This is a genomic window from Mesorhizobium sp. LMG17149 (assembly GCF_024518695.1).
Taxonomy (GTDB): Bacteria; Pseudomonadota; Alphaproteobacteria; order Rhizobiales; family Rhizobiaceae; genus Mesorhizobium.
This window is the reverse complement of the sequence record NZ_JANIFL010000010.1, coordinates 258,457-275,686: the sequence shown is the minus strand read 5'-3', so window position 1 is coordinate 275,686 and position 17,230 is coordinate 258,457. Positions and strand designations below refer to the sequence as shown.

At 65.6% G+C, this 17,230-nt stretch carries 20 protein-coding genes and 1 tRNA gene; 5 read left to right on the top strand and 16 right to left on the bottom strand.

Annotation, left to right across the window (positions count from 1 at the left end; translation table 11 throughout):
* Positions 1-168: 168 nt before the first annotated feature.
* Positions 169-729 carry a BA14K family protein gene (locus NP945_RS23865; RefSeq protein WP_127270702.1) on the bottom strand — a complete coding sequence of 187 codons (561 nt, stop codon included), beginning with the start codon at positions 727-729 and terminating at the stop codon, positions 169-171.
* Positions 730-916: 187 nt separating this feature from the next.
* Between NP945_RS23865 and NP945_RS23860 the strand changes: the two genes are divergently transcribed.
* Both NP945_RS23860 and NP945_RS23855 read left to right on the top strand, forming a co-directional pair.
* Positions 917-2,029 carry an endonuclease/exonuclease/phosphatase family protein gene (locus NP945_RS23860; protein WP_256747692.1) on the top strand — a complete coding sequence of 371 codons (1,113 nt, stop codon included), beginning with the start codon at positions 917-919 and terminating at the stop codon, positions 2,027-2,029.
* A gap of 5 nt (positions 2,030-2,034) precedes the next feature.
* Entirely contained in the window at positions 2,035-2,751 is a 717-nt protein-coding gene (locus NP945_RS23855) for a hypothetical protein (RefSeq protein WP_256747691.1), read from the top strand.
* Here the strand turns inward: NP945_RS23855 and NP945_RS23850 are convergent.
* The 4 genes from NP945_RS23850 to NP945_RS23835 form a co-directional block, all read right to left on the bottom strand.
* Positions 2,748-2,990 (bottom strand): hypothetical protein, encoded by a 243-nt coding sequence (locus tag NP945_RS23850; protein ID WP_256747690.1) that lies wholly within the window; start codon positions 2,988-2,990, stop codon positions 2,748-2,750. The two genes, NP945_RS23855 and NP945_RS23850, sit on opposite strands and share 4 nt — an antisense overlap.
* Before the next feature lie 130 nt (positions 2,991-3,120).
* Positions 3,121-4,338, bottom strand: coding sequence for an ABC transporter permease (locus NP945_RS23845; RefSeq protein WP_023812410.1), 1,218 nt, complete (start codon positions 4,336-4,338; stop codon positions 3,121-3,123).
* On the bottom strand, positions 4,335-5,048 hold the full coding sequence (locus NP945_RS23840; RefSeq protein WP_027034834.1) for an ABC transporter ATP-binding protein: 714 nt from the start codon (positions 5,046-5,048) through the stop codon (positions 4,335-4,337). Before NP945_RS23840 ends, NP945_RS23845 begins: the two co-directional genes overlap by 4 nt.
* A 4-nt stretch (positions 5,049-5,052) precedes the next feature.
* Positions 5,053-6,345, bottom strand: a complete 1,293-nt coding sequence (locus tag NP945_RS23835; RefSeq protein WP_256747689.1) for an efflux RND transporter periplasmic adaptor subunit — start codon at positions 6,343-6,345, stop codon at positions 5,053-5,055.
* 101 nt (positions 6,346-6,446) lie between these two features.
* Here NP945_RS23835 and NP945_RS23830 point away from each other — a divergent pair, with 101 nt between their 5' ends.
* A complete protein-coding gene (locus NP945_RS23830; protein WP_256747688.1) occupies positions 6,447-7,355 on the top strand; it encodes a PhzF family phenazine biosynthesis protein in 909 nt (302 codons plus the stop codon).
* Between the two features lie 106 nt (positions 7,356-7,461).
* Positions 7,462-7,537 (top strand) — tRNA-Lys (locus NP945_RS23825).
* 112 nt (positions 7,538-7,649) lie between these two features.
* Here NP945_RS23825 and NP945_RS23820 read toward each other — a convergent pair.
* From NP945_RS23820 to cbiE, 8 genes are all read right to left on the bottom strand, one after another.
* Positions 7,650-7,907, bottom strand: coding sequence for a hypothetical protein (locus NP945_RS23820; RefSeq protein ID WP_127328952.1), 258 nt, complete (start codon positions 7,905-7,907; stop codon positions 7,650-7,652).
* A gap of 93 nt (positions 7,908-8,000) precedes the next feature.
* Positions 8,001-9,011 carry a nicotinate-nucleotide--dimethylbenzimidazole phosphoribosyltransferase gene (gene cobT / locus NP945_RS23815; RefSeq protein ID WP_256747687.1) on the bottom strand — a complete coding sequence of 337 codons (1,011 nt, stop codon included), beginning with the start codon at positions 9,009-9,011 and terminating at the stop codon, positions 8,001-8,003.
* Between the two features lie 51 nt (positions 9,012-9,062).
* Positions 9,063-9,839: an adenosylcobinamide-GDP ribazoletransferase gene (gene cobS / locus NP945_RS23810; RefSeq protein WP_256747686.1), complete on the bottom strand. Its 777-nt coding sequence runs from the start codon at positions 9,837-9,839 to the stop codon at positions 9,063-9,065.
* A gap of 3 nt (positions 9,840-9,842) precedes the next feature.
* Positions 9,843-11,156 carry a cobyrinate a,c-diamide synthase gene (locus NP945_RS23805; RefSeq protein WP_256747685.1) on the bottom strand — a complete coding sequence of 438 codons (1,314 nt, stop codon included), beginning with the start codon at positions 11,154-11,156 and terminating at the stop codon, positions 9,843-9,845.
* The gene (cobA, locus tag NP945_RS23800) at positions 11,153-11,971 is read right to left on the bottom strand and encodes a uroporphyrinogen-III C-methyltransferase (RefSeq protein ID WP_256747684.1); all 819 of its coding nucleotides are present in this window, start codon (positions 11,969-11,971) and stop codon (positions 11,153-11,155) included. Before cobA ends, NP945_RS23805 begins: the two co-directional genes overlap by 4 nt.
* The gene (gene cobM, locus NP945_RS23795) at positions 11,968-12,732 is read right to left on the bottom strand and encodes a precorrin-4 C(11)-methyltransferase (RefSeq protein WP_127381161.1); all 765 of its coding nucleotides are present in this window, start codon (positions 12,730-12,732) and stop codon (positions 11,968-11,970) included. Before cobM ends, cobA begins: the two co-directional genes overlap by 4 nt.
* Complete coding sequence (locus tag NP945_RS23790; protein ID WP_256747683.1) at positions 12,729-13,115, bottom strand: cobalamin biosynthesis protein; 387 nt, start codon at positions 13,113-13,115, stop codon at positions 12,729-12,731. The genes cobM and NP945_RS23790 overlap by 4 nt, the downstream gene beginning before the upstream one ends.
* Entirely contained in the window at positions 13,112-14,353 is a 1,242-nt protein-coding gene (gene cbiE / locus NP945_RS23785; protein ID WP_256747682.1) for a precorrin-6y C5,15-methyltransferase (decarboxylating) subunit CbiE, read from the bottom strand. Before cbiE ends, NP945_RS23790 begins: the two co-directional genes overlap by 4 nt.
* A 1-nt stretch (position 14,354) precedes the next feature.
* On the opposite strand from cbiE, the gene NP945_RS23780 reads away from it, so the two are divergent.
* Positions 14,355-15,116 (top strand): cobalt-precorrin-6A reductase, encoded by a 762-nt coding sequence (locus tag NP945_RS23780; RefSeq protein WP_128289857.1) that lies wholly within the window; start codon positions 14,355-14,357, stop codon positions 15,114-15,116.
* Here NP945_RS23780 and NP945_RS23775 read toward each other — a convergent pair.
* Genes NP945_RS23775 through NP945_RS23765 form a run of 3 tightly spaced genes read right to left on the bottom strand, consistent with a single transcriptional unit; the run spans position 15,080 to position 17,228 of the window.
* A complete protein-coding gene (locus tag NP945_RS23775; protein WP_127271898.1) occupies positions 15,080-15,844 on the bottom strand; it encodes a precorrin-3B C(17)-methyltransferase in 765 nt (254 codons plus the stop codon). The genes NP945_RS23780 and NP945_RS23775 overlap by 37 nt on opposite strands.
* A complete protein-coding gene (locus NP945_RS23770) occupies positions 15,841-16,599 on the bottom strand; it encodes a precorrin-2 C(20)-methyltransferase (protein ID WP_256747681.1) in 759 nt (252 codons plus the stop codon). The genes NP945_RS23775 and NP945_RS23770 overlap by 4 nt, the downstream gene beginning before the upstream one ends.
* Entirely contained in the window at positions 16,596-17,228 is a 633-nt protein-coding gene (locus NP945_RS23765; protein WP_256747680.1) for a precorrin-8X methylmutase, read from the bottom strand. The genes NP945_RS23770 and NP945_RS23765 overlap by 4 nt, the downstream gene beginning before the upstream one ends.
* Between the last annotated feature and the right edge of the window lie 2 nt (positions 17,229-17,230).

Here is a 17,230-nt window from a genome sequence, read left to right as displayed (position 1 = left end):
ATGAGGCTGAATGCCTCCTGTCAAAAATCTCCTGACACAAACAGTCCAAGACACTTCAATCACATAACAAAAAACCCCGCCGAAAATCGACGGGGTTTGTCAGCAGTCTGAAACGGCGCCAAGTGGCGCCGTTTTTCATTCTGTCGGTCAGCTCAGCTACAGGTCAGCTCAATAGGGTGAGTAGCACTGCTGGCGCGGGCCGTTGTAGGGCTGGAAGGTGTTGTCGTAGGCCCGGTACGACCGGTAGCGGTTGTAGCACCATTGGACATGGGCGCTCGAAAGCCGTCCCGCGCGGTAGTAGCGGCGCGGCGCCGGCCGATCGTAGTAGTCGTAATTGTTGTACATGCTGCCGAGGCCGAGCCCCAGGCCAAGGCCCAGGATCGCGGCACTCGCGCCATCATCGTAATAACGGCCGCCGCGATAGTGATGGCGACCATGGCGCCAACGCCAGTTGTCTCCGCCATTCCAGTGACCGCCGCCGCCCTGCCAGTGTCGACGGCCGCCGTTCCAGTTGCCCGACCGCCGCCATCTCCAATCATTGTTGAACTGACGGTTGTTGCCGCCCGCCCAGCTGTCGCGGACAGGCGTGACATTCGGCGCCGCCGTGCTGGTGGGTATCGACAGATCCGGCTGCATGATCGGTCCGGCGGCGGACGGTGCCGTGACGCCGGAAAGGATACCGAGGGCTATCAGCCCCGATTTGACCGTGGAAGAAAAGAGCGAATTCATTGCACTCTCCAAGAGTTACAGGCCCCGCGCCCACCCGAGGAATGGGGCAACAATGGATGTTTGCATCTGAACGGCGGATGAACGGAAAGGTTCCGTCAACCATGACGCGAACGCACCAGGACCAATCGATTCAGATGGTGGTCCTGCGCGCTTGTTTTCCGAAGCACTTGCGGGCAAAGGTCATGGCATGTCGCTGCGCCTTGCCACCTTCAATGTCGAGAACCTGATGAACAGGTTCGATTTTTCCGGCTATCGCAACCAGCTCAACGAGGATCGAACACTGGCGCTGTTCGATATCCAGAGCGAGGCGGAATACAGGATCCTGGAGCAGGCCCGCGCCATCGCCCAGTCCGACGACACGCGCCAACTGACGGCGCTGGCAATCGCTGCCACCCGAGCCGACATCATCTGCATGCAGGAGGTCGACAACATCGAAGCGCTGAAGGCCTTCGAATACGGCTATTTGTTCAAGATGGTGGGGCAGGGCTACCGGCAGAAATACACCACATCGGGCAATGATTCGCGCGGCATCGACGTTGCCGTGATGATGCGCAACGAGACCGCGCAGGGCCAGCCGATCGAATTCGTGCGCATGACCAGCCATGCCTATGTCACCTACGAGCAGTTCGGGCTGCACACGCCGGAACTCGAGGCACTGGGCAATCAGGCCAATGAGCGCATTTTCCGGCGCGACTGCCTGGAGATCGACATCACCGTGGGCGGCGTGCCGCTGACGCTCTATCTCGTGCATTTCAAGTCGATGGGCTCGCCGCGCAACGGGCTCGACGGGCGCGAGGCGACGATGCCGGTGCGCATCGCAGAGGCGCAGGCCGTGCGCCGCATCATCGAGGAGCGCTTCGGCAAGGACTATGCCGCCGACAAGAGCTGGGCGATATGCGGCGACATGAATGATTATCGCCAGCGCGTGAAGGTGGCCGGCGATGCGATCGACGGCTATCGCTTCGAGGTGGTCGACGAAGCCCTGTCCTGCATCAACGTGCTGACGGCAGGCGGCTTTTGCGAAAATGTCGTTGAGCGGCGGCCGGAGATGAACCGCTGGAGTTTCTACCACACGCGAGGACCCGAAGAGCGGCATCTGTGCCAGCTCGACTACATCCTGTTGTCGAAGGGGCTCGCCGCCAGCAACGCAACGGCCGTTCCCGACATCATCCGCAACGGCCAGCCCTGGCGCACCATCTTTCCGCCGGGGCAGGAGGTCGACCGGTTTCCGCGCGCCGGCTGGGACCGACCGAAGGCATCGGATCATTGTCCGGTGGCCATTACCCTGGACATGGCCTGATACGCATGAGTTTCGACCTGCCGCGCAACGTCATCCTGGCGGTCGACGACATCGACGTCCGGCTCGATCCCGGTCCGCACCCTTTCGCAAGGGACAATGCAGAGGCGATCGCCGAGAACTGGCAGCACGAAATCGCCGCCAATCCGGCGCTGTTCGACGGCATGGTGGTGCTGCTGTCGCAACTTGCCTACCGCGACAGCCGTCTCGTCGGCCGCTGCCACGCGGTCAATTACTCGACGTTCATGCTGTGGCGGAAGCGGCGCGAGAATTCGGGCGCCGAGCATGCCTATGCCCATGCCATGCTGGTGGCCGGCGACAATGCGCTGGTGGCGATCCGCATGGGTCCTCACACAGTCAACGCCGGCCGCGTCTATTTCGCCGCCGGCTCGTTCGAGCCGATCGATTTTCGCGATGGGCTGGTCGACATCGATTTCAACATGATCCGTGAGGTGCGCGAGGAAACCGGGCTCGACCTGTCAGGTGCGGAACGCGGCAAGCGCTACCATGCCATGTCGACCAGCAGCGGCACGGTGATCTTTCGCCGCTACCACGCGGCGGCGCCTGCCGACGAGATCGCCAGGCGCATCTCAGCCTTCGTCGCCACCGAGACCGAGCCGGAGATCGAGGGACCGGTGATCATCCGCCATGCCGCCGACCTGCCGGTCGGGCTGTCACCGCACATGAAGCCGCTGATCGAGTGGCATTTCGCAAACGGGAATTAAGGGCGCGTCTTATTCTGTGCCGCGTTGCGATCGTTGCGTGCGGCGACGAGGAACAGGATAAAGCGGATGCCGAGCAAGCCGCCCATCGCCATTCCCATGGTCTGGCCGACGACTGCCTGGAAGTCAGCGGTGACGCGATCGGGATTGGCCATGCCGAAGCGGGCGAGATACCACCAGATGCCTGCAAGACCTGCCTCGATGATCACCATCGCCAGGACCAGTCGCGCCTTCTTGCTCATCCGCTATTCCTCCGCCCAGGGTGAATTGCCCTAGCATCGCGAACGGTGCGGCGACAGTGGCGGGACCAGGTGGAAATGTCGAAGGCTGTGCAAAACCGGCTCGGGCTGGCTGCGTTCCGGCCGGGTTGCCCTACTCGTGCCTTAGCGCGTCGATCGGATCGAGCCTGGCGCCGCGCAATGCCGGGAAGAAGCCGAACACCATGCCGATCAGGGCGGAAAAGCCGACGGCGAGCAGGATCACCGCCGGGCTCGGCGCGAACGGGATGGTCAGCGTCACCGCGGCGAGGCCGGCCAGCGCCAGCCCGATCAGGATGCCGATAATGCCGCCAAGCAGCGACAGCACCGTCGCTTCGACCAGGAACTGGATGAGGATGTGCTTTTCATGCGCGCCGATGGCGAGCCTGATGCCGATCTCGCGGGTGCGTTCGGTGACCGACACCAGCATGATGTTCATGATGCCGATGCCGCCGACCAGCAGGCTGACGCCTGCGACGGCGCCCAGCATGCCGGTCATGGTGGTTGTGGCGCTGGCCATGGCGTCGGCGATCTGGGTCATGTCGCGGATGGCGAAATCGCTCTCGCGATCGGGTGTGATGCGGCGCGCGTCTCGCAAGATGTCCTCGACGCGCGGCTGCAACTCGCTGGTCGGCGTGCGGTCGTCGGCGGCGATGTAGATGTTGTCGATGTCGCGGTTGCCGGCGATGCGGCGCTGGTAGGCGTGCAGCGGCATCAGCACGACATTGTCCTGGTCCTGGCCGAAGCCGGTATAGCCCTTGGGCTCGAGCAGGCCGATGATCTTGCAGGAGGTGCGGTTGACGCGGATGATCTCGCCCTCGGGATCGCCGGCGCCGAAGAACTGCTGGCGCACGGTCTCGCCGATCAGGCACACGCCTGTGCCCGAGCGGGTTTCGGAATCGCTGAACGGGCGGCCCGACACCAGCTTCCAGTCGCGCGCATCGAGATAGGCGCTGTCGGTGCCGGTGACGCCCGAGGTCAGGCTCTCGGTGCCGAAGATGACACGGACCTGCTTTTGCGAGGCAGGCGAAATCGCGCGCGCGCCGCTGAGATGCGCCACCAGCGCCGCCAGGTCCTTCTCGGCCAGCGGACGCACCACCTGGTCGAGCCCGCCCGGTCCGCCGGGGCCGGCCGGGCGGCCGGAGCGGACGACCAGCAGATTGCTGCCGAGCTTGGAGATGTCGGCCTTGACCTTTGCTGTGGTGCCCGAGCCGATGGTCAGCATGGCGATGACGGCGGCAACGCCGATGACGATGCCGAGCAGCGTCAGGAACGAGCGCAGCACATTGCGGCGGATCGAGCGCAGCGAGAGGCGGACGGTTTCCCAGATCATGGCTGTGCGATCTCCAGCTTCCTGGAATCCGAAGCGACATGGCCGTCGAGGAAGCGGATGGTGCGTTCGGCATAGTCGGCGACGTCGGCCTCATGCGTGACCATGGCGATGGTCAGGCCAAGCTCGGTGTTGAGCCGGGTGAGCAACTCCATGATCTCGTGCGTGCGGGCGGTGTCGAGATTGCCGGTCGGCTCGTCGGCGACGAGGAGTGTCGGGCGCGTGACGATGGCGCGCGCGATCGCCACGCGCTGCTGCTGGCCGCCGGACAGCTCGGCCGGCGTGTGGTGCTCGCGGCCGACAAGGCCGACCTCCGCCAGCGCCTGCATGGCAAGGTCTCGGCGCTCGCGCGCGGCAACACCGCGATAGATCAGCGGCAGTTCGACGTTTTCGGCTGCCGTGGTGCGGGCCAGCAGATTGTAGCCCTGGAAGACGAAGCCGACATAAAGGTTGCGCAGCATGGCGCGGCGGTTGCGGTCGAGCCGGCCGGCGTCGATGCCCATGAAGGAATAGGTTCCGGCCGTCGGCGTGTCGAGGCAGCCGATGATGTTCATCGCCGTCGACTTGCCGGAGCCGGACGGACCCATGATGGCGACGAATTCGCCACGCCGGATGGCAAGGTCGACGCCGGCCAGCGCATGCACCTTGGCCTCGCCCTGGCCGTAGCTCTTCCAGACCTTGTCGAAGGTGATGAGGGTCGCGCCCGCAGCCACGGCATCAGCTCCGCTGCTGCGACGCGGTGATGATTTGAGTGCCTTCGTCCAGGCCAGAGATGATCTCGGTCAGTTCGCCGTCGGTGGAGCCGATCTTGACATTGACCGGGTGCGGACGCCCGTTCTCCAGCACGTAGAGCGTGCGCGAGCCGTCGGTAGGGACTGTGGCGGCCTGGCGCTGGCGATTGCCGCCGGGGCGCCCCATGCGGCCGGTGAACAGGTCGCTCAGGCTCCAGCCGCGGGCGGCCTGCTGCGCCGGGCGATAGCGGAAGGCGGTGGCGGGTACGGTGAGCACGCCCTTGGCCTGTTTTGTGACGACCGAAACGGTGGCGGTCATGCCGGGCCGCAGCAACAGCTCGTTGTTGTCGACCTCGAGCCGCGCATTGTAGGTGACGACGCCGTCGGTGGTGACCGAGGCATAGGAGATGTCGCGGATCTCGGCATCGAACGGCCGCTCGGGGAACGCATCCACGGTGAAGCGGGCATGCTGGCCTGACTTGACCGCGCCGATGTCGGCCTCGTCGACGGCCGCCACCAGTTCCATGTTCCTGAGATCGGCGGCGATGATGAACAGCACCGGCGCCTGCAGCGAGGAGGCGACCGTCTGGCCGGGATCGACCGAGCGCGTCAGCACGATGCCGTCGATCGGCGCATAGATGGTGCTCTTGGCAAGGTCGGTCTGCTGCGCCTTGAGGTCGGCCTGGGCGATGGCGAGGTTGGCCTGCGCGCTGTCCAGCGCTGCCTTGGAACGGTCGCGCGTGGCGGTTGCTGCTTCAAGCGACTGGTCGGTCGCCATGCCGCGCCTGGTCAGTTCCGCGGCGCGCACAAGCGCCTTCTCGTTTTCGGCCAGCGTAACCGTGGCGTCCTCGACATTGGCGGCGGCGGCCTTGGCCGAAGCTTCGGCGCGCTCGATCTGGACTTCGAGTTTCACCGTGTCGAGGGTCGCCAGCACGTCACCCTTCTTGACCTGCTGGTTCTCCTCGGCCGAGACCGAGCGGATGATGCCGGACAGTTCGCTTGAAATGTCGACCTGGGTCAGGGGCTGCAGCGTGCCGGTTGCCGATACCGCGACGGTGAGGTCGGCCTTGGCGGCAGGCACGGTGGTGTAGTCGATCCTGGCCGGCGAGCCGGCATACCACTGATAGACGCCAAGCCCGGCGACGACCACGATCAGCGCCAGCAGCGCATAGAGCCAGCCGCGCCGGCGCGACTTGCGCCGACCCGTTCTGTCGAGCCCGAGCGCCGTCTCGATGGCGGAATCCGATTCCGTCTTTGGCAGATTGACAATCTGGTCCACGCTGGACCCCTATAATGCGCGATGTCCCTATCTGTGCACAGATCAGGCTTACTGGTTCAAATATCAAATTAAATTTCGCCCATGTTGGGATTGAGGCAGGAATGAAAACCCGGAATTACTTGCTTTACGATGTGTTTACGACCGAGCGACTGGCCGGCAATCCCTTGGCCGTCGTGCTGGACAGCGAGGGACTGGACACGGCCGCGATGCAGGCCATCGCGCGTGAGTTCAACCTGTCGGAATCGGTGTTCGTGCTGCCGCCGGACAATCCCAAGCACAAAAACCGCATCCGCATCTTCACCCCCGACTATGAAATGCCGTTCGCCGGCCATCCGACCGTTGGCGCCGCGATCGCGCTGGCCGAACTGGCTGAGGAGGGCGGCGCCGGCATCTTCGTGCTGGAGGAAAACATCGGCCCGGTGCGGTGCGCCGTCAGCAAGCATGACGGCAACACTTTTGCCGAGTTCGACCTGGCGAAGCTGCCGGAGCCGCTGAAGCTCGATGCCGATCCGGAGGCGATCGGTGCCGCGCTTGGGCTGACGCCGCATGAGATCGGCTTCGAGAATCACCGCGTCGCGTTCTGGTCGGCGGGCGTGCCCTACGTCACCATCCCGGTTGCCAATCTCGAAGCGGCGGGCCGGATCAGGCTGGACAACCAGGCCTGGTCGGAACTGGCGCCGCGCAAGAGCGAGTGGGCCTTCGCCAGCCCCTATGTCTACTGCCGCGAGACGGTGAACCACGAAAGCGCCTTCCATGTGCGCATGATCGTGCCCGGCACGCCTTCCTACGAGGATCCGGCGACCGGCTCGGCGGCTGCGGCCTTTGCCGGCGCCATCATGCATTTCGACGCGCCGACCGACGGCATTTCGCAGCTGTGGATCGAGCAGGGGCTGGAGATGGGCCGGCCTTCGCGCATCCGCCTCGAACTGACCGTGCAAGGCGGAAAACTGGCCTCGGCGCGCATTGGCGGCAACGCGATCAAGGTGGCGGAGGGCAAGCTGTTCATCTGATCGAACGCATGCTCGGTCGATTTGTCGGGAAATGATTCCGGCAGGGCTGGACAGGACCGGTGGTGGCGGCTATATGCCCGCCAACGCCGGTTTTTGCCGGCCGAGTGGGTGCGTAGCTCAGTTGGTAGAGCAGCTGACTCTTAATCAGCGGGTCCACAGTTCAATCCTGTGCGCACCCACCAAATTCCTAGAAGAGTTGGTGGAAAGACCCTGAAAGCGAGACGCGTTTGGCGCGTCTCGGGCAGGCTGTCTGACTGTGATTCTTTAACCGCGCTATCCGGATCTCGTGGCGATTCAGCCGCGTTGGAAAATGCGGCTCAGAAACCGGCCGAATCGAAAAGCATGGCTCTTTTCCCCGGCTGCAGCATCGCTGGCGCCAATTCCGTCTTTTCCCCCGGAGAAATCGCTGATGAGCCACCAGAAGAAGACCAGGAAGACAACGAAAATGCCGGTGTCGATCGGGCCATGACTTGAATAGCTGCTGTGACGGAACACAACAGCGACCGCCCCGGCGATAAACACCGCAGCCGCGGCAGGATGAAATTTCTTCATCTGCAAAATCTATTTGAGAATCGCCGTTACGGGAAGATGCGTCCTTTGTCGTGACAACGGCATCTTTGTCGGCCCGATACGGGGAATGAATAACTACTTCTCCGAAACGCCAGCCTCGGCAAAGCTCGCCATCCTTGCATGGCACTCCAGCGCCGAGCGGACGATGTTGACGGCGAGGCAGGCGCCGGAGCCTTCGCCGAGCCGCATGCCGAGATCGAGCAGCGGCGGCAGGCCGAGGGCTTCGAGCAGGCCACGGTGGCCCGATTCGGCCGAAACGTGCGCGGCAATCGTGTGGGCGAGGCCGGTCGGGTGCAGCTTTGCCAACGGGGCTGCGGCGGCGGTGCAGACGAAGCCGTCGAGCAGTACGGGTATGCCGAGATGACGGGCGGCAAGCGTGGCACCGAAGATGGCGGCGAGTTCGCGGCCTCCGAGTGCGGCAGCGATAGCAAGCGGATCGGCAAGGGCGGCGGCATGGCGCTTCAGGCCGGCTTCGATGGCGACCACCTTGCGCTTGAGGCCGGCATCGTCGACACCGGTGCCGCGCCCGGTCCATTTTTCCGCGCCGCCGCCGAACAGGGCTGCTGAGATGGCAGCCGCCGGCGTCGTGTTGCCGATGCCCATTTCGCCGAAGCAGATCAGGTCGAGATCCTTCGTCACCGCATCATAGCCGGCCGAGACCGCCGCCAGAAAGGCCTTCTCGTCCATTGCCGGCCCTTGTGTGAAGTCGCCTGTCGGATGGTCGAGATCGAGCGGAATGACGTCGAGTTCGGCGTCGGCCATGCGGGCAAGCTGGTTGATGGCGGCACCGCCGCCGGCGAAATTCGCCACCATCTGCACGGTGACCTCGGAAGGATAGGCCGACACGCCTTGCGCGGTGACGCCATGGTTGCCGGCGAAGACGAAGACTTTTACGCGGTCGAGTTTCGGCATGTCGCGGCCCTGCCAGCGCGCCAGCCAGGCGGCGATCGTCTCCAGCCGGCCAAGGCTGCCTTGCGGCTTGGTCAGCGTGTCCTGGCGGCGGGCGACCGCATTGGCCGCGGCATCGCTGCCGGCCGGCAGGTCGAGGCAGGCGGCGCGCAATTCACTAAGGGATTTGAAGGGCATGGGGGCAAAGTCTCCGAAAAGGAATCAGGCCAAGAGAATCAGGCCAAAGGATCAGGAAAGCGCTACGGAAGCGACGAGCAGCACCGCGATCTCGCTTGCCTGCTGCAAGGCTCCGATCGTGTCGCCGGTCTGGCCATCGATCTGGTTGAGGCAAAGGGCGCGGAAGGCGGCAAACAGCAGGCCAAGCAGGATGGGTGCGAAAACGGCGCCGCCCAGCCCAAGCAGGAGCAGCGGGATCGCACCGAGCACGGCGCCGGCGATGGCGGTTTCCCGCGAGACGGTGCCGGCGTCTGCAGACAGGCCATCGATCCGCGCTGGGGGCAAGAGATGCATGAAGGCGCCGAGCACGCCGCGCGAGGCCGCGTGTGCGGCCAGGAGGGCAAACAGTGCCTGTGTGGGATCGACGAATTCCGAAAGCGCGCTCCAGCGGATGAGCAGCGACAGCCCAAGTGCGGCAGCACCGTAGGCGCCGATGCGGCTGTCGCGCATGATCTCGAGTTTTTTACCGCGCGACTTGCCGCCGCCAAAGCCGTCGGCGACGTCGGATAGCCCGTCCTCATGCAGACAGCCGGTGGTGAGCAGAGTTGCCACAAGGGCGAGGGCGGCCGCCGGACCCATGGCCAGGCCAAACCGTTCGGCCGTGGCAAAGACGATGGCGCCGATCAGGCCGACGACAAGTCCGGCGATGGGGGCTGCCCAGATTGCGGCGGCAAGGCTGCGGCCGCGAAAATCGAAGACGGGTAGCGGCAGACGGGTGAAGAAGACCAGGCATAGCGCGATGTCGTCGACAACCTGCCGCGGTGAAAGGGCCAGATTCCTGAACTTCATGCTCTAGCCCCTCGCAATCGCATGGAAGAAGGTGCCGCTGACATGGCCGCGCCGGTAGCCCGAGGCGCCGATCGGATTGCCCAGACCGTCGGCAAGGTCGGCCAAGGGGTCGTCATTGCCGGTAGAGGTCATCTGCGCATAGTGGAATTCGTGGCCGCGGATCAGCGCACCTTGTGAGCCCAGCGGGCAGTCGGCACGCAGCCGCGCCTCGCGATAGCCGAGGTTCATCTTGCGCTTGGCGAAGCTGGTGGAATGGCCGAGCAGGCCGAGCATGGCATGCGTTCCGCCCGACGCGTCCTCCAGCGCTTCGCCCAGAATCATGAAGCCACCGCACTCGCCATGGATGGGCTTCGTCGCGGCGAAACGCACCATGCCGGCGCGGAAATTCGCGGCGGCGGCGAGCTTGCCGGCGTGAAGCTCGGGATAGCCGCCGGGCACCCAGCAGACATCGCAAGCCTCGTCGGGCGCTTCATCGGCGAGCGGCGAGAACGGGACGATTTCGGCACCCGCCTTGCGCCAGTAGGCGGCGACATGCGGATAGAGGAAGGTGAAGGCGGCATCCTCGGCCAACGCGATCCGCTGGCCGGGCGGCGCCAGTGCGTCGGTGAAGCCGCCAGACGCCGGGGTGAGGGGTGTCGCCAGGGCCATGATCGCATTGAGGTTGAGCGATTTCTCCGCCATGTCGGCCAGCCGATCGAGATGCGCCATCAGGTCGTCATATTCGCCGGCCTGGACGAGGCCGAGATGGCGTTCGGGCAGGTTCAGAGTGGGATCGCGCAGGATGGCGCCGACGACCGGCAGGCCGATCGCCTCGATGGCGTCGCCCGACAGCCGGCGGTGCCGCTCGCTGCCCAACCGGTTGAGCACTACACCGGCCATGCGTACATCCGGATCGTAGGTGGCAAAGCCCTTGGCGACGGCGGCCGCGGTGGTCGACTGGCCGGAGACGTCGAGCACCAGCAGCACCGGCAGGCCATAGAGCCGCGCCAAGTCTGCGGCTGACCCGGTGCGCCCCGGCGAGGCCGGAATGCCGTCGAACAGGCCCATGGCGCTTTCGAGGATGACGAAATCGGTGTCGTCGGCGGCTTGCGCGGCGAGTGCGTTGAGCAGCGATGGCGGCATCGCCCAGCTGTCCAGATTGACGCCCGACAGTCCCGTGGCGGCGGTGTGGAAGCCGGGGTCGATATAGTCGGGGCCGGATTTGGCGCCTCGCACCTTCAGCCCACGCCGGGTGAGCGCGCGTAAAATGCCGATGGTGACGCTGGTCTTGCCGGAGCCGGAGCGCGGCGCGCCGATGATGATGGCGCGGGCCGTCATGCTTGTCCCGCCAGTGCCGCGCGCATGGCAACGATGCCGCCAACGACGATCAGCGCCGGCGAGGCGAGACCGGCGGCCGCGGCTTCCTCGGCAATGGTGGCGAGCGTTGCGACGACGGTTCGTTCCTGCGGCGTCGTTGCGGCGACGATCACTGCCGCCGGTGTCGACGGCGCCAGCCCGCCGTCGAGCAGTGCCGCCGCGATCAAAGGCAGGTTGGCCATGCCCATATAGACGACGACAGGCTGGCCGGTGCGGGCGATTGCCGCCCAATCGAGATCGTCATCAGTGCCGGCGGCGTGGCCGGTGGCCAGGATCACCGCCTTGTTGATGCCGCGCATGGTGGCCGGAATGCCGGTCGCGGCCAGAGCGCTGAGGCCCGAGGTCAGGCCTGGCAGCACGCGGAACGGGATGTTTTCATGCGCCAGCGCCAGGGCTTCTTCGCCGCCGCGGCCGAAAATATAGGGATCGCCGCCCTTCAGCCTGACGACGCGGCGGCCGTCGCGTGCCAGCCGCACCAAAAGGGCGGTGATGTCATCCTGTTTCATCGACGGTTTTCCGCCGCGCTTGCCAGCAAAGAAAAGCTCGGCATTTTCGGCAACGGCGACGACATCGGATGAGACCAGCGCGTCGTAGACCAGCGCATCCGCCTCGGCCAAAGCCGCCAGCACTTCGAGCGTCAGGCAACCGGGGTCGCCGGGGCCGGCGCCGGCCAGCCAGACGTGACCCGATTCCAGCCGGCGCGGCTTGAAATTCAGCCGGGACAAGGCTTTTTCGAGCGTGGCGTTTTCGCCGGTATTTTTGGTGCTGCCGCTCACAATCCGTCCCGTCCGCGAAAACGCCGCTGATAGTGGGCGTCGTACAATGAACTCTCGCCAAAACCTTCGGCTGCCAGCGAGCGGCCGACGAAGATGATCGCCGTGCGCTCCATCGGATCGGCGGCGAGCAGCGCCTCGATGGTCGCCAGCGTACCGGTCAGCACACGCTCGTCCGGCCAGGAGGCGCGGAAGACGACCGCCACCGGGCAATCCCCGCCATAATGCGGCGTGAGCTCGGCAACGACGCGGTCGATGGCGTGGATGGCCAGATGAATGGCCAGCGTGGCGCCGGTGCGGCCGAAGCCGGCCAGCGTTTCGCCGGGCGGCATTTTTGATGCGCGTCCGGAGATGCGGGTCAGCACCAGGCTTTGCGCGACTTCAGGAATGGTCAGTTCGCGGCGCAATGCGGCGGCGGCAGCGGCGAAGGAGGGGACGCCCGGCGTCAGCGTGTAGGGAATGCCATGTTTTTCCAGCCGGCGGATCTGCTCGGCGACGGCGCTCCACACCGACAGGTCGCCGGAATGCAGGCGGGCGACATCATGGCCCGATTTGTGGGCCGCGACATACTCGGCCTCGATCTCGTCGAGCGACATCGGCGCGGTGTCGATCAGCTTTGTTCCCGGCGCGCAGTGCTGCAGCAATTCGGGCGCGACGATCGAGCCGGCATGCAGGCAGACCGGGCAGCTTGCCAGCAGCCTCGCGCCGCGCAGCGTGATGAGGTCGGCGGCACCGGGACCGGCGCCGATGAAATGGACGGTCATGGCGCATCTCCGCTGATGGCGATGGCGCAGGTGACCGGGCCGAGCACCGTGCGCGGGCCAAGCAGTCTGGCGCCTTTGCCGACGACGGCAAGGGCGGATGCCTCGGAAACCGATGGGGTTCCGGCAACATCCTGCGAGAGGTCGGAATGGCTGAGCGTGTCCGACGAGGCGGCCTGAAGCGTGGCGTCATCGACGACGATGACCGGAAGACTCAGCACGCGGCCAGCGGCGGCGATCGCTTCTTCATCCTTCTTGAACTCGGCAGTCGCCAGTGCCGAAAGCGCCGTCATCGTCAGGCCATGAGTCTCCAGCGCGGTTTCGATCGCGGCAAGCACGTCTTCGACGCTCACGCCTTTTCGGCTGCCGATGCCCGCGACCATCATGGCTTGACCCAGCTCCATTGGGTCACTGGCATGGCCGGCCGCCAGGCCTGCATCGCGCCGACCGGCGATGCGCGAGAGATGGCGATGCGGGTGACATCGCCGCCGAGCTTGGTATGCTGGGCGAGGAGCAAGGCTTCCATCTCCAGCGTCACCGCATTTGCCACGAGACGGCCGCCCGGGCGCAGCGCCTTGATGGCAGCATTCAGCACGCCGGCATCGCTGCCGCCGCCGCCGATGACGATCGCGTCCGGCGTGTCCAGCCTGGCAAGTGCCCTGGGCGCGCTGCCTTCCACCACGACAAGGCCCGGAACGCCACAGGCGGCGGCGTTGCGGCCAATGCGGGCGGCGCGGATCGGATCGGCCTCGATGGCAATGGCGCGCATCGAAGGGTGGGCCAACATCCATTCGATGCCGATGGAACCGGAACCGGCGCCGATGTCCCACAGCAACTCGCCGCGTTTCGGCGCCAGCGCCGACAGGGTGATCGCGCGGATCTCGCGCTTGGTGATCTGGCCGTCATGGTCGAACAGATGATCGGCAAGGCCTGATGTGAGCGGCAGGACGCGCGCGTCCGGACCAGATTCAACTTCGACCGCCAGCACGTTGAGCGGATTGATGTTTTCGAGATCGAAGGCATCGGCGCGGATCGTGCGGTGGCCTTCGCTTGGCCCACCCAGCGCCTCCAGGATCGTCAGCCGCGATGCGCCGAAGTCGAGTTCGGTGAGCAGGCGCGCTATTGCCGCCGGCGCATCGCTATCCGACGTCAGTGCCAAAATGCGCGCGCGTGGCTGCAGCAGCGGCCGGATCAGGTCGAGCGGCCGGCCGTGCAGCGAGACGGTCTCGATGTCCTGCAGCGCCCAGCCAAGGCGCGCGGCCGCCAGCGAAACGGCCGACGGCGCGGGGATGACATGCATCTCCTGTGGCTTGACCTTGCGCGCGAGGGTGGCGCCGACGCCGTGGAAGAACGGATTGCCCGAAGCGAGCACGCAGACGCGCCTGTCGGCAAGCGCCAGCACGTCAGCCATCTCGGCATCGAAAGGAACCGGCCAGGCGCGCGCCTCGCCCTTGGCGAAGGAAGCGACCAGCGCCAGGTGCCGCTTGCCGCCGAAGATGATCTCCGCCTCGGCAATCCGCTGCTTGGCCTCGTCGCCGAGACCCGCTAAACCGTCCTCGCCGATGCCGACGATTGTGAGCCATTTTGGGGTGAGCTTGGCACCGCGCGGACCTTCAGCAGGCATGATGACCCACCGTATTCTGATCCTCGGCGGCACCACCGAAGCCCGGCAACTGGCCGGAAAACTGGCGGCGCGCGCCTCGGTCACGCTGTCGCTGGCTGGCCGCACTGAAAGCCCCGTCGCGCAAGGCGTGCCGGTGCGAACGGGGGGCTTTGGCGGTGCCGATGGATTGGCCGATTATTTGCGGAAAGAGCCTATCGACCTGCTGATCGACGCGACGCACCCCTATGCGGCGCAGATCTCCGCCAATGCGGCGCAAGCCGCCCGCGTGGCCGGTGTGCCGATCCTTGCGCTGCGACGCCCCGGCTGGGAGCCTGTCGAAGGCGACCGCTGGACTGAGGTCATTACATCCGGCGATGCCGCGCGAGCGCTTGGACTGGCGCCGCGCCGTGTTTTCCTGGCGCTGGGCCGGCAAGAGGTCGCTGCTTTCGAAGCTGCGCCCCAGCATCATTATCTCGTCCGCAGCGTCGACGCGATCGAGCCCAAGCTTGCCGTGCCGGATGCGAGCTATCTTCTGGCCCGTGGCCCGTTTCGTGAGGCGGAGGAACGCGCGCTGCTCGAAAAGCAACGCATAGATGTCGTCGTGTCCAAGAACAGCGGCGGCGAAGCGACTTATGGCAAGATCGCCGCGGCGCGGGCGCTTGGCCTCGAGGTGGTCATGATCCAACGGCCAGTCTTGCCGGATGTTCCAGCGGCTGAAAGCGTTGAAGCGCTGACCATGATGGTCGATCATTTTGTCCGCCCCGTGGACGAGCGCGGTGTGTAGACCAGCGCCGGCTTCTCCGCGCGCTTGATGATCCTGGTTTCCGGTGAGCCGATGATGATGCAGGTCGCCATATCGGCTTTTTCAGCCTCGACATCGGCCAGCAGGTAGACCTCGATGCGCTCATCCGGGCGGCCGGCGGCGCGGCCGAAAATCACCGGTGTGGTGCCGGGCAGGATCGCGGTGAGGCACTCGAAGGCGCGGCCGAGCTGCCAGGGGCGCGCCTTGCTGATCGGGTTATAGAGCGCGATGACGAAGCCGGCGCCGGCTGCCGCCAGCAGGCGCAGTTCGATCAGCTCCCATGGCTTCAGATTGTCGGACAGCGAGATGGCGCAGAAATCATGGCCGAGCGGCGCGCCGATGCGGGCGGCGACCGCCAGCATGGCGGTGATGCCGGGCACCACAGCGACATCGACCGCGCGCCATTCGGCCGGGCCGGCCTCGATCGCCTCGCAGACGGCCGCCGCCATGGCGAACACGCCGGGATCGCCACCGGAAACCACCGCGACGTCGTGGCCCTCGGCGGCTTTGATCAGTGCGTCCTTGGAGCGGGCGAGTTCCTCGCGATTGTCGGAAGCGACGCGGGTCTGTTCCGGGCGCAATTCCAGCCGGTCGAGATACGGTTTGTAGCCGTAAAAGAATTTCGCCTCGGCGACGGCGCGGCTGGCTTCCGGAGTGACTTGATCGGCATTGCCGGGCCCAAGGCCGATGACAGTGAGACGGCCGCTCATGCCTGCGCTCCCACGGCGCCGGGGCGGCCGGACCAGCCGGCGACCAGCACGATGGCGAAATAGGGCGCCTTGTCGTCCGGCTTGTCGGCCAGCTTCATCGACACGCTGCCGGCCATGGTGCCGCGCTCGACATAGACGGCGCGCGACAGCTTGGCCGTAGCCTCCAGCGCCCGCCTGATCTTTGGCAGGTTACGGCCGACCTTCATGATGACGGCGGCATCGGTGTCAGCCAGCCGGCGCGTCAGCTCGAACTCGCTCATCGTGCCGGGCAGCACGGTCAGCACGTCATCGCCCTGGACGATCGGGATACCAGTCTGCGACCAGCAGCCGGACATGGCGGTTACGCCGGGAATGACTTCGGTGGGGAAGCGATGGGCGAGGCGCACATGCAGATGCATGTAGGAGCCGTAGAAAAGCGGGTCGCCCTCGGACAGCACCGCAACCATCTTGCCTGCCTGGAGGTGCTCGGCGACCTTCTCGGCGGACTCCTCGTAGAAAGTCGTGATCTGCGAGCGGTAGTCGTCGTGATCCTTGTCGATTTCGGTGGTGACGGGATAGAGCAGCGGCAATTCCGTCATTTCAGGCCGGAACTGCGCTTCGACGATGGCGCGCGCATTGCTGTTGTTGCCGCGCTTGGCGAAATAGGCCACGACATCGGCTTCCGCCAAGGCCCGAGCGGCTTTCAGGGTCAGCAGTTCGGGGTCGCCGGGACCGGTGCCGACGCCGACGAGACGGCCTTTGGGAAGCGCGCTCACAGGCCCGGCCTCGCCAATGAATTGAGCGCTGCGGCGGTCATGGCGCTGCCGCCGAGACGGCCACGCACGATGGCATAGGGAACGCCGTAGGAATTCTCGGCCAGCGCGTCCTTCGATTCGGCAGCACCGACGAAGCCGACCGGCATGCCGATGATGGCCGCAGGCTTCGGCGCGCCGTCGCGCAGTTTTTCCAATAGATAGAACAGCGCGGTCGGTGCATTGCCGATGGCAACCACCGAGCCCGCCATGCGCTCGCCCCACAAATCGATCGCGGCGGCCGAGCGGGTGTTGCCGATTTCCCTGGCGATGTCGTGCGTGCGCGGATCGCGCAAGGTGCAGATCACCTCGTTGCCGGCCGGCAGCCTGGCGCGGGTGACGCCATGCGAGACCATTTCCGCGTCGCAGAAAATCGGCGCGCCCGCCGCCAAAGCGGTGCGGGCAGCGGCAACCAAATCCGTGGAGAACACAAAATGACTTGAAGCTTCGACCTGGCCGCAGGCATGGATCATGCGGATGGCGACATCGGCCTCGGCCTCGGAGAAGCGCGACAGATCAGCCTCGGCGCGGATAATGGCGAAGGAGCGCTCATAGATCGCCGTGCCGTCATGGATGTAGTCGTAGGCGGCCATGC

Excerpts from the sequence above, each read along its gene's own strand:
- NP945_RS23865 (WP_127270702.1), bottom strand. The coding sequence starts at position 729 with ATGAATTCGCTCTTTTCTTCCACGGTCAAATCGGGGCTGATAGCCCTC.
- NP945_RS23860 (WP_256747692.1), top strand. The coding sequence starts at position 917 with ATGTCGCTGCGCCTTGCCACCTTCAATGTCGAGAACCTGATGAACAGG.
- NP945_RS23855 (WP_256747691.1), top strand. The coding sequence starts at position 2,035 with ATGAGTTTCGACCTGCCGCGCAACGTCATCCTGGCGGTCGACGACATC.
- NP945_RS23850 (WP_256747690.1), bottom strand. The coding sequence starts at position 2,990 with ATGAGCAAGAAGGCGCGACTGGTCCTGGCGATGGTGATCATCGAGGCA.
- NP945_RS23845 (WP_023812410.1), bottom strand. The coding sequence starts at position 4,338 with ATGATCTGGGAAACCGTCCGCCTCTCGCTGCGCTCGATCCGCCGCAAT.
- NP945_RS23830 (WP_256747688.1), top strand. The coding sequence starts at position 6,447 with ATGAAAACCCGGAATTACTTGCTTTACGATGTGTTTACGACCGAGCGA.
- NP945_RS23820 (WP_127328952.1), bottom strand. The coding sequence starts at position 7,907 with ATGAAGAAATTTCATCCTGCCGCGGCTGCGGTGTTTATCGCCGGGGCG.
- cobT (WP_256747687.1), bottom strand. The coding sequence starts at position 9,011 with ATGCCCTTCAAATCCCTTAGTGAATTGCGCGCCGCCTGCCTCGACCTG.
- cobS (WP_256747686.1), bottom strand. The coding sequence starts at position 9,839 with ATGAAGTTCAGGAATCTGGCCCTTTCACCGCGGCAGGTTGTCGACGAC.
- NP945_RS23805 (WP_256747685.1), bottom strand. The coding sequence starts at position 11,156 with ATGACGGCCCGCGCCATCATCATCGGCGCGCCGCGCTCCGGCTCCGGC.
- cobM (WP_127381161.1), bottom strand. The coding sequence starts at position 12,732 with ATGACCGTCCATTTCATCGGCGCCGGTCCCGGTGCCGCCGACCTCATC.
- NP945_RS23790 (WP_256747683.1), bottom strand. The coding sequence starts at position 13,115 with ATGATGGTCGCGGGCATCGGCAGCCGAAAAGGCGTGAGCGTCGAAGAC.
- cbiE (WP_256747682.1), bottom strand. The coding sequence starts at position 14,353 with ATGCCTGCTGAAGGTCCGCGCGGTGCCAAGCTCACCCCAAAATGGCTC.
- NP945_RS23780 (WP_128289857.1), top strand. The coding sequence starts at position 14,355 with ATGACCCACCGTATTCTGATCCTCGGCGGCACCACCGAAGCCCGGCAA.
- NP945_RS23775 (WP_127271898.1), bottom strand. The coding sequence starts at position 15,844 with ATGAGCGGCCGTCTCACTGTCATCGGCCTTGGGCCCGGCAATGCCGAT.
- NP945_RS23765 (WP_256747680.1), bottom strand. The coding sequence starts at position 17,228 with ATGGCCGCCTACGACTACATCCATGACGGCACGGCGATCTATGAGCGC.